Origin of the sequence: Marinobacter shunpengi (assembly GCF_045449715.1) — a bacterium.
Taxonomy (GTDB): domain Bacteria; phylum Pseudomonadota; class Gammaproteobacteria; order Pseudomonadales; family Oleiphilaceae; genus Marinobacter.
Genome location: NZ_JBJJLA010000017.1, coordinates 112,993 through 126,017, shown reverse-complemented (window position 1 = coordinate 126,017; position 13,025 = coordinate 112,993). Strand labels below are relative to the sequence as shown.

Here is a 13,025-nt window from a genome sequence, read left to right as displayed (position 1 = left end):
ACCAACATGTACCTGGAACACTTCGGATTACGCCGACACCCCTTCCGGATGACCCCGGAAGATGATTTTGTCTATATGAGCCAGCAGCACTCCCGGGCGTTCGTGTACATGAACTCCGCTATCTGGAGTCCGGAAGGGTTTGTGGTTATCAGTGGTGAAATCGGCTCGGGCAAGACCACCCTGCTCAAGAAGACCATCCGCAGCCTGGACGGCAACCTGAAACTGTTGCACGTCTCCTACACCAACCTGAAATCCGACGATTTCTTCCGCCTGCTGATCCACCAGGCGGGCATCAAGACCGAAATGGACAGCAAGGTCACCATGCTGTTCGCCATCATGGACTACCTGCAGATGATGGCGGATCGCGGGACGCCGGTAGTACTGGCGGTGGACGAAGCCCAGAACCTGACCAAGGAAAATCTCGAGGATATCCGTATGCTGGCGGGCCTGGAGGGCCTGGGCGGTCCCGCCATGCGGGTGATCCTCCTGGGCCAGCCGGAACTCAAGGATCACATCCACAAGATCCAGCAGCTTTCCCAACGGGTGAAGCTGTTCTTCCACCTGGAAGGACTGTCCGAGAAGGAAACCGGCGAGTACATCGACTATCGCCTGCTGGTAGCCGGCCACAAGGGTGCCCCGCTGTTCGACGAAGCCATGATCCACGATATCTTTACCATGAGCGCCGGCATCCCACGGGTCATCAACAAGCTCTGTGACGGACTGATGATGTGTGCCTATTCCGATGAGCGGGATGTGCTGGACCGGCGTGATCTCAAGGAAATCCGCAAGGATCTGTTGGGCGATGCCCCCGATCCGGACAGGAAACCTTCCATCCCCACCAGCACCAGTTCAGCGGACTTTGAACCACCGGCGGCGGCATCAACACCGCTGAGCGGCAGCAGTGAACTGGGCAATACCCTCTCTCGCATTGCCGATGCCCTTGAGGGCATTGACCGCAAGATCGGCATGCTACTGCACGACAAGGCGGAAACCCCACCGCCCCAGGACTCGGGCAACGTCAAACCCCTGTCGCCGGGCCGGCACCGGAGTAACTGAACACCAAGGGCCTTCGCCATCGCCAATCCGGGTCCGCACTCCATAAACAAAGCCCTTCCCCCTGACGGGAGAAGGGCTTCATATAAAGCGCGCCGGCAACGTTGGCGGAGCTTCAGATATGCTCCACTTCCTCAATTTCGTATTCCACCGTACCGGAAGGCACACGGATCGCCACCACGTCGCCTTCGCTCTTGCCCACCAGAGCTCGGGCGATGGGAGATGAAATGGAGATCTTGCCCCCCTTGATGTCGGCCTCGTCCTCGCCAACGATCTGGTAGACCACCTGTTCGTCCGTCTCCACATTGAGCAGGTGGACGGTGGTGCCGAAAATCACCTTGCCGGTGTTCTCAATGGTGGTGACATCGATCACCTGGGCGGCGGCCAGCTTGCTTTCGATCTCCTGGATTCGCCCCTCGATAAAGCCCTGCTGCTCCCGGGCGGCATGGTACTCGGCGTTTTCCTTGAGATCGCCGTGCTCACGAGCGTCGGCGATGGCCTCGATCACCTTGGGGCGCTCGACAGACTTGAGCTGCTGAAGCTCTTCCCGCAGGCGTGCTTCACCATAGATGGTCATGGGTACTCGAGTCGTCATAGTCACTTTCCTGAATGCAGTTCCTGCAGACGGCGCACCGTCCGCTCGGGTCCGAATTTAATCGCGCGGCAGAAGGCTTCGCCCCCTGCCAGCGTGGTTGTATAGGTCACTTTGTGCTGGAGGGCCGACTGGCGAATCTGGGCGGAATCGGCAATGGCCTTGCGCCCCTCCGTGGTATTGATGATCAGTTGCACCTGGCCATTCTTGATGGCATCAACAATGTGCGGACGGCCTTCGCCCACCTTGTTGACCCGTTCGACATCCATCCCGGCCTCACTGATAACCCGGGCGGTGCCGGTGGTGGCCACCAGACTGAAACCGGCGTCCACCAGGTCACGGGCCAGCTTGACCACACCGGCCTTGTCCACTTCACGCACGGAGATAAACGCCGTGCCCTTGGCCGGCAACCGCTCCCCGGCGGCCAGGGCCGCCTTGGCGAAGGCTTCGTCAAAGCTGTCGCCAATGCCCATCACCTCACCGGTGGACTTCATTTCCGGCCCGAGGATCGGGTCCACCGCCGGGAACTTATTGAACGGGAAGACGGATTCCTTCACCGAGTAGTGGGTCGGTACGATTTCAGTGGTAAAACCCTGCTCCTTCAGGCTGCGACCAGCCATGCAACGGGCGGCCACCTTGGCCAGGGAGACGCCCACCGCCTTGGAGACGAATGGCACCGTCCGGGACGCACGGGGGTTCACCTCGATTACGTAGATCTCGCCGTCCTGCCAGGCCAACTGCACGTTCATCAGGCCCACGACATCCAGTTCCAGGGCCATTTTCCTGACCGCCTCGCGCATCTCGTCCTGCACGTCTTTCGGCAGGGTATAGGGCGGCAGGGAGCAGGCGGAATCGCCCGAGTGAACGCCGGCCTGCTCGATATGCTGCATGATGCCGCCGATCACCACGTCTTCGCCGTCACAGATGGCGTCGATGTCCACCTCGATGGCAGCATTGAGGAAGTGGTCCAGCAGCACCGGGCTGTCATTGGAGACCAGCACGGCGTCGCGCATGTAGCGCACCAGCTCTTCCTCGTTATAGACGATCTCCATGGCACGGCCACCCAGAACGTAGGACGGGCGGACCACCAGCGGGTAGCCAATCTCCCGGGCCACTAGGATGCCCTCCTCATGGCTGCGCACCGTGGCGTTTTCCGGCTGCTTCAGGCCCAGGCGGGTGATCATCTGCTGGAAACGCTCCCGGTCCTCGGCACGGTCGATGGCGTCCGGCGAGGTGCCGATAATGGGCACACCGGCAGCCTCAAGGCCACGGGACAGCTTCAGCGGTGTCTGGCCGCCGTACTGGACGATGACCCCCTTGGGCTTCTCCTTGTAGACAATCTCCAGCACGTCTTCCAGGGTGATGGGCTCAAAATAGAGCCGGTCACTGGTGTCGTAGTCGGTGGAGACGGTCTCCGGGTTGCAGTTGATCATGATGGTTTCATAACCGTCCTCGCGCATCGCCAGGGCGGCATGGACACAGCAGTAATCGAACTCGATACCCTGGCCGATACGGTTGGGGCCACCACCGATGACCACGATTTTTTCCCGGTCGGATATGTCTGCCTCGCACTCCTCCTCATAGGTGGAGTACATGTAGGCGGTGGAGGAGGCAAACTCGGCGGCACAGGTGTCCACCCGCTTGTACACCGGGCGTACGTCCAGTTCATGGCGCAGCTTGCGCAGCGACACCTCGGAGATACCAAGCAGTTTCGCCAGACGGCCATCGGAGAAGCCCTTGCGCTTGAGGCGGAACAGGGTATCCCGATCGATGTCGGAGGTGCCGGCCGTTTTCAACGATGCTTCTTCCAGGATGAGATCTTCAATCTGCACCAGGTACCAGGGATCCACTTTCGTGTGACGGAAGACTTCGTCAACCGTCATACCGGCACGGAAAGCCTCGCCGATGTACCAGATACGCTCCGCACCCGGCACATTCAACTCCTTGATCAGCGTTTCGCGACCGCTGGTGCTATCCAGGTCCACCTTTTCCTCGAACCCTTCCGAGCCCACTTCCAGGCCGCGGAGGGCTTTCTGCATGGACTCCTGGAAGGTGCGGCCGATGGCCATCACCTCACCCACCGACTTCATCTGGGTGGTCAGGCGAGCGTCCGCCTGGGGGAACTTCTCGAAGGTGAAGCGGGGAATCTTGGTGACCACATAGTCGATACTCGGCTCGAAAGACGCCGGCGTTATGCCGCCGGTGATGTCGTTCTGCAGCTCGTCCAGGGTGTAACCAACGGCCAGTTTCGCAGCCACCTTGGCGATGGGGAAACCGGTGGCCTTGGAGGCCAGAGCCGAGGAGCGGGACACCCGGGGATTCATCTCGATGACCACCATGCGCCCGTTATCCGGGTTGACACCGAACTGCACGTTGGAACCACCGGTTTCCACACCGATCTCACGCAGCACCGCCAGCGAGGCGTTCCGCATGATCTGGTATTCCTTGTCGGTGAGGGTCTGGGCCGGGGCCACGGTGATGGAGTCACCGGTGTGCACGCCCATGGCGTCGAAGTTCTCGATGGCACAGACGATGATGCAGTTGTCGTTCCTGTCGCGAACGACTTCCATCTCGTATTCCTTCCAGCCGATCAGGGACTCGTCGATCAGCAGTTCGTTGGTGGGGGACAGATCCAGCCCCCGGGTGCAGATTTCCTCGAACTCCTCCCGGTTATAGGCGATGCCACCGCCGGAGCCACCCATGGTGAAGGATGGGCGGATAATACAGGGGAAACCGATGTCATCAGCTACCTGCCACGCTTCTGCCATGGAATGGGCGATGGTCGCCTTGGGGCACTCCAGGCCGATTTTCTTCATCGCCTTGTCGAAGCGGTCGCGGTCCTCGGCCTTGTCGATAGTGTCGGCATTGGCACCGATCATCTCGACGCCATGCTTGTCCAGGATACCGTGTTTTTCCAGATCCAAGGCGCAGTTCAGGGCCGTCTGGCCACCCATGGTGGGCAGCAGGGCGTCCGGTTGCTCTTTCTCAATGATCTTCTCGACCGTGCGCCAGGTGATGGGCTCGATGTAGGTGGCATCCGCCATGGCCGGGTCGGTCATGATGGTGGCGGGATTGGAGTTCACCAGGATCACCCGGTACCCCTCTTCCCGCAGGGCCTTGCAGGCCTGTGCGCCGGAATAGTCAAACTCACACGCCTGGCCAATCACGATGGGGCCAGCGCCCAGGATCAGGATGCTCTTGATGTCGGTCCGCTTTGGCATTTCTCAGTCAACCTGTCAGCAAAATTCAGATTCGTAGGGCCTTTCGGCAACGCTGTGTCGGGCGTCCGCTTACGCGGACCGTGCTTCCATCAGCCGGATAAACTCGTCAAACAACGGAGCCATATCGTGGGGCCCCGGGCTGGCTTCCGGGTGTCCCTGGAAGCTGAACGCCGGCTTGTCCGTGCGTCGGATGCCCTGGAGCGTGCCGTCGAACAGGGACTTATGGGTCGCCTCGACGTTGTCGGGCAGCGTGGTCTCGTCCACCGCGAACCCGTGGTTCTGGCTGGTGATCATCACCGTGCCATCCCTGAGGCTCTGTACCGGGTGGTTGGCACCGTGATGGCCATGGCCCATCTTCACGGACTTGGCGCCACTGGCCAGGGCCAGCAACTGGTGTCCCAGACAGATGCCGAAGACCGGAACATCAGTTTCCAGCACCTCGCCAATCGCCTTGATGGCATAGTCGCAAGGCTCAGGATCGCCGGGGCCATTGGAGAGGAACACCCCGTCCGGTTTCATCGCCAGCACTTCCGACGCGGGGGTCTGGGCCGGCACGATGGTCAGGTCACAGCCACGGCTGGCCAGCATACGCAGGATGTTCTTCTTCACACCATAGTCCCAGGCGACGACCTTGAAACGGCTTTCAGTGCGCTTGCCATAGCCCTCACCCAGTACCCATTCGGTTTCGTCCCAGGTCCGGGTATCCTTGCGGCACACTTCCTTGGCGAGGTCCATGCCCTTGAGCCCCGGGAAGGCCTTGGCCAGCTCCAGGGCACGCTCGGCTGTCACACCTTCGCCCGCCACAATGGCACCATCCTGAGAGCCTTTGTCCCGCAGGATCCGGGTCAGGCGCCGGGTATCGATGCCGGCGATGCCGATGCGGTTGTTTTCCTTCAGGTAGTCGGACAGTGTCTTCTGGCTGCGCCAGTTGCTGGCCAGCAGCGGCAGGTCGCGGATAATCAGACCCGCAGCGTGGAGGTCGTCGGATTCCACATCCTCGTCATTGATGCCGGTATTACCAATATGAGGATAGGTCAGGGTCACTATCTGACGGGCGTAGGACGGGTCCGTGAGGATCTCCTGGTAGCCGGTCATGGCGGTGTTGAAAACCACCTCACCACTGGTTTCGCCGTCGGCGCCGATGGCGACTCCGTGAAACAGGCTTCCGTCTGCGAGTGCAAGGATGGCTGGTGTACTCAAGGCGTGTATCCTCAATCGGGTTCGTTTGGGCAAACGGGAACGCAAGCGCAAATTCAGGTCGCAAAAAAGCGAGAGGGGGTGTTGCCCCGTCCCGCTCTTGTATCCGCCCTCGGAAATCATCCGGACTTCCGGGCGGGCTTTGTCTTCAGGCTACGCTTGGTGCAGTTAAATCGCCTTATTGTAGGAAATATGACGATCTGTGTCCATCAGAAGCTCAGTCTTTCAGGGACAGCACATCCTGCATATCGTACAGACCGGCGGGCCTGCCCTGTAGCCAGTGGGCTGCACGAATGGCGCCCTTGGCAAACGTCATGCGGCTGCTGGCCTTGTGGGTAATCTCGATGCGCTCACCCATGGTGGCAAACAGCACGGTGTGGTCGCCCACCACATCCCCGGCCCGGATGGTCTCGAAACCAATCTCCCTCTGGGGGCGCTCGCCGGTGAACCCTTCGCGGCCGTAGACAGCACACTCCTTCAGATCCCGCCCGAGGGCGTCAGCCACGGCCTCACCCAGACGCAGGGCAGTACCAGAGGGAGCATCCTTCTTGTGGCGGTGATGAGTCTCGATGATCTCGACATCGTAGTCGTCACCCAGAACGGACGCGGCCGTCTGAAGCAGGTTTAGCACCACATTGATACCCACGCTCATGTTGGGCGCAAAGACCACGGGCACCCGGTCAGCCGCCACCTTGACCTGCTCCTTCTCCGCATCCGTCATGCCGGTGGTGCCGATAATCACCGCCTTGCCGTTCTGGCTGCAGAACTCCAGGTTCTCCAGTGTCAGGTCCGGGAAGGTGAAATCGATCAGGACGTCAAAGGCATCCTTCACATCGGCGATGCTTCCGGCCAGTGCCACGCCATTCTTGCCAATGCCGGCCATTTCACCGGCATCCGCGCCCACCAGCGAGCTTTCCGGATGGACGATGGCGGCACCCAGGGACAGATCATCCGCCTCATCGATGGCTTCGATCAGCACCTTGCCCATTCGACCGGCCGCGCCGGTTACCGCAATCCTTGTCATGGCAGACCTCAGAATTTCATTTCGTCGAAGAAGCTCTTCACACCCTCAAACCAGGAGGTTTTCCGGGGCGCGTGATTGTTACCGTTGTTGCCGTCCAGGGTTTCCTGGAACTGCTCCATCAGATCCTTCTGCTTTTTGGTCAGATTGACCGGCGTTTCCACCATGACCCGGCACAGCAAATCACCCGCAGGACCGCCACGGACCGGAGAAACGCCCTTGTTCCGCAAGCGGAACAGCTTGCCGGTCTGGGTCTCCGGGGGAATTTTCAGTTTCACGCGGCCATCGAGTGTCGGCACTTCCAGCTCACCGCCGAGGGCGGCGTCCACGATACTGATGGGCACCTCGCAATAGAGGTTACGACCGTCACGGGTGAAGATGGAATGTTCACGGACCGCGATCTGCACGTACAGGTCGCCTGCCGGTGCGCCATCAACGCCCATCTCACCTTCTCCGGACAAGCGGATCCGATCGCCGGTATCAACACCTGGAGGAACCTTGACGGACAGGGTCTTCTCTTCCTGGAGGCGCCCGGCGCCATGACACTTGCTGCACGGATCCTTGATCACCTTGCCGTTACCGCGACAGGTGGGACACGCCTGCTGGACCGTGAAAAAGCCCTGCTGCATGCGAACCTGCCCCATGCCCTTACAGGTGCCACAGGTTTCCGGCCTGGAGCCCTTGGCGGCACCGCTGCCCTCGCACAGGTCGCATTCCACATGGCCAGGCACGCGAATCTTCACCGTGGTGCCGTGAACAGCCTCCTCCAGGTCAAGCTCCAGGGTATAGCGCAGGTCGGCCCCCCGGTTGCTGCGGCCCCGGCCGCCGCCACCAAAGATATCACCGAACACATCCCCGAAGATGTCGGAGAAACTGGCACCACCGCCGCCAAAGCCGCCGCCTCCGGCCTGGCCATCCACTCCGGCATGGCCGAACTGGTCGTAGGCGGCGCGCTTGTTGGCATCCATCAGCACGTCGTAGGCTTCCGTGGCCTCCTTGAACTTCGCCTCGGCTTCGGCGTCGTCCGGGTTACGGTCCGGATGGTACTTCATGGCGAGCTTGCGGTAGGCTCGCTTGATCTCCTTCTCGTCCGTATCCCGGGATACCCCGAGAACGTCGTAGTAGTCACGTTTGGCCATTCTGGAAAACCTTGTTGAAAAACCTGTCTGTGCTAATCAAATTCGGGCCCGGGTATCCGGAAACCCGCCATTCTCTAACGCAGAAAACGCGGGGGCGATCACCCCCGCGTTCTTGCCGGACCGAACGAAACGCTTAGCGCTTGTCGTCGTCCTTGACTTCCTCGAACTCAGCGTCGACGGCGTCATCGGGGCTGCCGCTGGCCTGCTCTTCGCCGCCGGCCTGCTGGGCCTGTTCGCCCTGGTCGGCATACATTTTCTGGGCCAGCTCACCGGACACTTCGGTCAGCTTCTGGGTCTTGGCTTCGATGTCGTCCTTGTCGGAGCCTTCCAGCGCTTCCTCAAGGTCCTTGATGGCTGACTCGATGTTCTCCTTCTCGCTGTCGGTGACCTTGTCGCCGGCATCGTTCAGGGTCTTGCGCACGGTGTGAACCATGGCGTCGCCCTGGTTACGGGCCTGGACCAGTTCCTCGAACTTGCGATCTTCCTCGGCATTGGCCTCGGCGTCGCTGACCATCTTCTCGATTTCGTCATCGTTGAGACCGGAAGAGGCCTTGATCACGATGGACTGTTCCTTGCCGGTCGCCTTGTCCTTGGCGGACACATTCAGGATGCCGTTGGCGTCGATATCGAAGGTCACCTCGATCTGCGGCACACCACGGGGCGCCGGCGGGATATCCGCCAGGTCGAACCGTCCCAGGGACTTGTTCTGGGTCGCCTGCTTGCGCTCACCCTGGACCACGTGAATGGTCACGGCGGTCTGGTTGTCTTCCGCCGTGGAGAACGTCTGGGACTTCTTGGTCGGAATCGTGGTGTTCTTCTCGATCAGCGGCGTGGCCACACCACCCATGGTTTCGATACCCAGGGTCAGCGGGGTCACGTCCAGCAGCAGAACGTCCTTCACGTCGCCTGACAGAACCGCGCCCTGGATGGCCGCGCCAATGGCAACCGCTTCATCCGGGTTCACGTCTTTGCGGGCCTCCTTGCCGAAGAAGTTCTTCACCTTTTCCTGCACCATCGGCATACGGGTCTGACCGCCCACCAGGATCACCTCGTCAACCTCGTTGGCGGACAGGCCGGCATCCTTCAGGGCCACCTTACAGGGCTCCAGGCTGCGCTCCACCAGCTCTTCCACCAGCGCCTCGAGCTTGGCCCGGGTCAGCTTGACGTTCATGTGCTTGGGACCGCTCTGATCCGCCGTGATGTACGGCAGGTTGACGTCGGTCTGCTGGCTGCTGGACAGCTCGATCTTGGCCTTCTCGCCGGCTTCCTTAAGGCGCTGCATGGCCAGGGAGTCACCGCGCAGGTCGATGCCGCTGTCCTTCTTGAACTGGTCCGCCAGGTACTCGATGATCTTCAGGTCGAAGTCTTCACCACCCAGGAAGGTGTCGCCGTTGGTGGCCAGAACCTCGAACTGGTGCTCACCATCCACATCGGCAATCTCGATGATGGACAGGTCAAAGGTACCACCACCCAGGTCATAGACAGCCACGGTGCGGTCACCGCTCTGTTTGTCCATCCCATAGGCCAGTGCGGCGGCAGTCGGCTCGTTGATGATCCGCTTCACTTCCAGGCCGGCGATTTTACCAGCGTCCTTGGTGGCCTGACGCTGACTGTCGTTGAAGTAGGCCGGTACGGTGATAACCGCTTCGGTTACCTTCTCGCCCAGGTAGTCCTCGGCGGTCTTCTTCATCTTTTTCAGGACTTCCGCGGACACCTGCGGCGGCGCCATCTTCTCGCCTTTCACCTCAACCCAGGCGTCGCCATTGTCCGCCTTGGTGATGGTGTAGGGCACCATCTTGATGTCCTTCTGAACCACATCGTCCTCGAAACGACGACCGATCAGACGCTTGATGGCGTACAGCGTGTTATGGGGGTTGGTCACCGCCTGACGCTTGGCGGACTGGCCAACCAGCGTTTCACCATCGTCGGTGTACGCGATGATGGAAGGCGTGGTGCGATCGCCCTCTGCGTTCTCGATCACCTTGACCTTGTCACCATCCATGATGGCAACACAGGAGTTGGTCGTGCCCAGGTCGATACCGATAATCTTGCTCATGAAATCACTCCAGTTAGCTATTCAGTCCGGATGCTGCCTGATCCGGATTTACCTGATTCTTTTCCGGCCCACCAGGGACCGCGTCTTGACTGTTACCTGCCTATATTGGCTCCGACGCCGACTTTTCAAGCCTGCTCATCGATTTTTGGCGCATCTTCGGCCTTGGCGACCACCACCATGGCCGGACGCACCAGACGCTCGTTCAGCGTGTAACCCTTCTGCACCACGGCCACCACGGAATTGGGCTCGGCGTCCGGCGCCGGCACCATGGACATGGCCTCGTGCAATTGCGGGTCAAAGGGTTCGCCCACGGGGTTCAACTGCTGCACGTTGAACTTGCCCAGACTCTTCAGGAACAGGTCCAGGGTCATTTCCACCCCTTCCCGGATGGACGTGACAACGTCATCGGAATCCTGCTGTCCCTCTGTGCTCTCAACGGCCTTTTCAAGGCTGTCGGCCACCGGCAGCAGCTCCTTGACGAACTTTTCAAGGGCAAACTTATGGGCCTTCTCCACGTCGATCTCCGCCCGGCGGCGCACGTTCTGCATTTCCGCCTGACTCCTGAGCACCTGGTCCTTCAGCTCCTGGACGCGGGTCTCCATGGAATCGGCGTCCTCCTCCGGTGAGGAGGTCTCACCCGGCTGCTGCTCGGACACCGGCTCACCGGCCCGCTCCTCCGCTTTCAGCTCTTCATCGACATTTTCATTGCGATTTTCGTCAGCGCTCATCAGCTACTCCCGGTTATGCCTGTGCGCGGCTCGCCGCGCCTTTATCCAATGATGGTAAAAACTTGCCATCGGATATGGGGCCCAAATAAGCGCTTTCAACCATGAGCATTTCACAGAATTCGCCACACTGGATTTGCATACAGCAATTTTGCTGTATATATTCACAGTCACTGTATGCCTAAACAGTGTTCGTGACTCAGGGAGACACCACATGCTGACTCAACTCACGGTTTCCAATTACGCCATTGCCGAACGCGTCGAACTCCAGTTCCAGAAGGGCATGACCGCCCTCACCGGAGAGACCGGCGCCGGCAAGTCCATTGTGCTGGACGCACTCGGGCTGGCCATGGGAGGCCGTGGCGATGCCAGTGCTGTTCGCCATGGCGCCAAGCGGGCGGATATTACCGCCACCTTCGACATCGCCCGGATCCCTGAAGCCCGGGAATGGCTGGAGGAACAGGACCTGGATGACGGCAACGACTGCATCCTGCGACGGGTGATCGGCCGGGATGGCCGTTCCCGCGCCTACATCAACGGCCAGCCCTGCCCGCTGAACCAGTTGAAGGACCTGGGCGCCACGCTAATGGATATCCACAGCCAGCACCAGCACCAGTCTCTCCTGAAGAAGGACACCCACCGTCGCCTGCTGGACGAATTCTCCGGCTCCGAAGACCTTGCCATCAAGACCCGCCTGGCCTGGAAACAGTGGCACCAGGCCCGGGAACGGCTGACCAGCCGTCAACAGAATGCGGATGAAACCGAGGCCCGGTTGCAGCTCCTGCGCTACCAGGTCGAAGAACTGGACCGCCTGGCCCTCGAGGAAGACGAGCAGACGCGCCTTGAGCAGGAACAGGAACAGCTCAGCCACGCGGAAACCGTCCGCCAGCACAGCCACCATGCCGCCATGTTGTGCTCCGAGGATGAAACCAGCGCCGCCGACATGGTTCGCCAGGCCCTGCAGCAACTTGAGCAACTGCCGGTCCAGGTACCGGCCCTGGCTGACACCATCCAGATGCTCAATGAAGCCCAGATCCAGTTGTCGGAGGCCGGCAACAACCTGGTCCATTTCGTGGAGGATTACGAGGCGGATCCGGAGCGCCTGCAGGAAGTGGAGGATCGCCTCAGCGCTATTTACCAACTGGCCCGGAAGCACCGCATCCAACCGGAGGAACTGCCGGAGCTGCACCAGCGACTGGGCGAGGAACTGGCCGAACTTGATGGCAGCGAAGGCAGCCTGGAACAACTGGAGGCCGATGTGGAGAACTATCGCAAGGCCTACCAGACGGTGGCCGACAAACTGTCCAAGGCCCGGCGCGAGGGGGCGGCCACACTGGACCAGCGCGTGGGCCAGGAACTGGCGGAGCTGGGCATGCCCACCATGCAGTTCACCAGCCAGCTTGATACCCGGAACCAGGAGCCCAGCCCGGCAGGCAACGAAGACATCGAATTCCTGATCAGTGCCAACCCCGGCCAGCCCGCACGCCCCCTGGCCAAAGTGGCATCCGGTGGCGAGCTGTCCCGCATCAGCCTGGCCATCCAGGTAGTAGTGGCCCAAACCTCCACCACACCCACCCTGGTGTTCGATGAGGTGGACGTAGGCATTGGCGGCGGCACGGCGGAAGTCGTGGGTCGGCTGCTGCGCTCACTGGGGGAAAGTGGTCAGATCATCTGCGTGACCCACCTGCCCCAGGTGGCGGCGCAAAGCCACCAGCACCTGTTTGTCAGCAAGTTCACCGAAGCGGATACCACCTTCTCGAAGATCGAAACACTGAATGATCAGGGCCGTATCAGCGAAGTGGCCAGGATGCTGGGTGGCGTGGATATGACCGAGCAGACTCTGGCCCACGCCCGCGAGATGTACACCAAGGGGCAAGCGACCCACCATTGAACTGAACGTTGATTTTCAAGTTGCTCTCATCGACTCCCTTCTCACCAGAGAGCTTTTCGAGCGCCGCCCCGGCGCTCTTTTTTTGGCAGGATTCTGAACAGACGAAGGGATGGGCAGCGGTCACGGGTTG

9 protein-coding genes are annotated in these 13,025 nt (G+C 60.7%); 2 read left to right on the top strand and 7 right to left on the bottom strand.

The window, feature by feature from the left end; translation table 11 throughout:
• Positions 1–6: 6 nt before the first annotated feature.
• Entirely contained in the window at positions 7–1,056 is a 1,050-nt protein-coding gene (locus ACJO3T_RS11215) for an ExeA family protein (RefSeq protein ID WP_406963728.1), read from the top strand.
• 112 nt (positions 1,057–1,168) lie between these two features.
• Here ACJO3T_RS11215 and greA read toward each other — a convergent pair whose 3' ends face one another.
• The 7 genes from greA to grpE form a co-directional block, all read right to left on the bottom strand.
• Positions 1,169–1,648 carry a transcription elongation factor GreA gene (gene greA / locus ACJO3T_RS11210; RefSeq protein ID WP_406963727.1) on the bottom strand — a complete coding sequence of 160 codons (480 nt, stop codon included), beginning with the start codon at positions 1,646–1,648 and terminating at the stop codon, positions 1,169–1,171.
• 2 nt (positions 1,649–1,650) lie between these two features.
• On the bottom strand, positions 1,651–4,866 hold the full coding sequence (gene carB, locus ACJO3T_RS11205; RefSeq protein ID WP_406963726.1) for a carbamoyl-phosphate synthase large subunit: 3,216 nt from the start codon (positions 4,864–4,866) through the stop codon (positions 1,651–1,653).
• Between the two features lie 69 nt (positions 4,867–4,935).
• A complete protein-coding gene (gene carA / locus ACJO3T_RS11200; protein ID WP_406963725.1) occupies positions 4,936–6,066 on the bottom strand; it encodes a glutamine-hydrolyzing carbamoyl-phosphate synthase small subunit in 1,131 nt (376 codons plus the stop codon).
• A 214-nt stretch (positions 6,067–6,280) separates the two neighbouring features.
• Positions 6,281–7,087: a 4-hydroxy-tetrahydrodipicolinate reductase gene (gene dapB / locus ACJO3T_RS11195; protein WP_406963724.1), complete on the bottom strand. Its 807-nt coding sequence runs from the start codon at positions 7,085–7,087 to the stop codon at positions 6,281–6,283.
• Positions 7,088–7,095: 8 nt separating this feature from the next.
• On the bottom strand, positions 7,096–8,223 hold the full coding sequence (gene dnaJ, locus ACJO3T_RS11190; protein ID WP_406963723.1) for a molecular chaperone DnaJ: 1,128 nt from the start codon (positions 8,221–8,223) through the stop codon (positions 7,096–7,098).
• Between the two features lie 133 nt (positions 8,224–8,356).
• Positions 8,357–10,279, bottom strand: coding sequence for a molecular chaperone DnaK (gene dnaK / locus ACJO3T_RS11185; protein WP_406978497.1), 1,923 nt, complete (start codon positions 10,277–10,279; stop codon positions 8,357–8,359).
• A gap of 125 nt (positions 10,280–10,404) precedes the next feature.
• Positions 10,405–11,007 (bottom strand): nucleotide exchange factor GrpE, encoded by a 603-nt coding sequence (gene grpE / locus ACJO3T_RS11180; RefSeq protein WP_406963721.1) that lies wholly within the window; start codon positions 11,005–11,007, stop codon positions 10,405–10,407.
• 211 nt (positions 11,008–11,218) lie between these two features.
• Between grpE and recN the strand changes: the two genes are divergently transcribed.
• The gene (gene recN / locus ACJO3T_RS11175) at positions 11,219–12,895 is read left to right on the top strand and encodes a DNA repair protein RecN (RefSeq protein ID WP_406963720.1); all 1,677 of its coding nucleotides are present in this window, start codon (positions 11,219–11,221) and stop codon (positions 12,893–12,895) included.
• Positions 12,896–13,025: the final 130 nt, after the last annotated feature.

Excerpts from the sequence above, each read along its gene's own strand:
- greA (WP_406963727.1), bottom strand. The coding sequence starts at position 1,648 with ATGACGACTCGAGTACCCATGACCATCTATGGTGAAGCACGCCTGCGG.
- recN (WP_406963720.1), top strand. The coding sequence starts at position 11,219 with ATGCTGACTCAACTCACGGTTTCCAATTACGCCATTGCCGAACGCGTC.
- carB (WP_406963726.1), bottom strand. The coding sequence starts at position 4,866 with ATGCCAAAGCGGACCGACATCAAGAGCATCCTGATCCTGGGCGCTGGC.
- grpE (WP_406963721.1), bottom strand. The coding sequence starts at position 11,007 with ATGAGCGCTGACGAAAATCGCAATGAAAATGTCGATGAAGAGCTGAAA.
- dnaJ (WP_406963723.1), bottom strand. The coding sequence starts at position 8,223 with ATGGCCAAACGTGACTACTACGACGTTCTCGGGGTATCCCGGGATACG.
- ACJO3T_RS11215 (WP_406963728.1), top strand. The coding sequence starts at position 7 with ATGTACCTGGAACACTTCGGATTACGCCGACACCCCTTCCGGATGACC.
- dnaK (WP_406978497.1), bottom strand. The coding sequence starts at position 10,279 with ATGAGCAAGATTATCGGTATCGACCTGGGCACGACCAACTCCTGTGTT.
- dapB (WP_406963724.1), bottom strand. The coding sequence starts at position 7,087 with ATGACAAGGATTGCGGTAACCGGCGCGGCCGGTCGAATGGGCAAGGTG.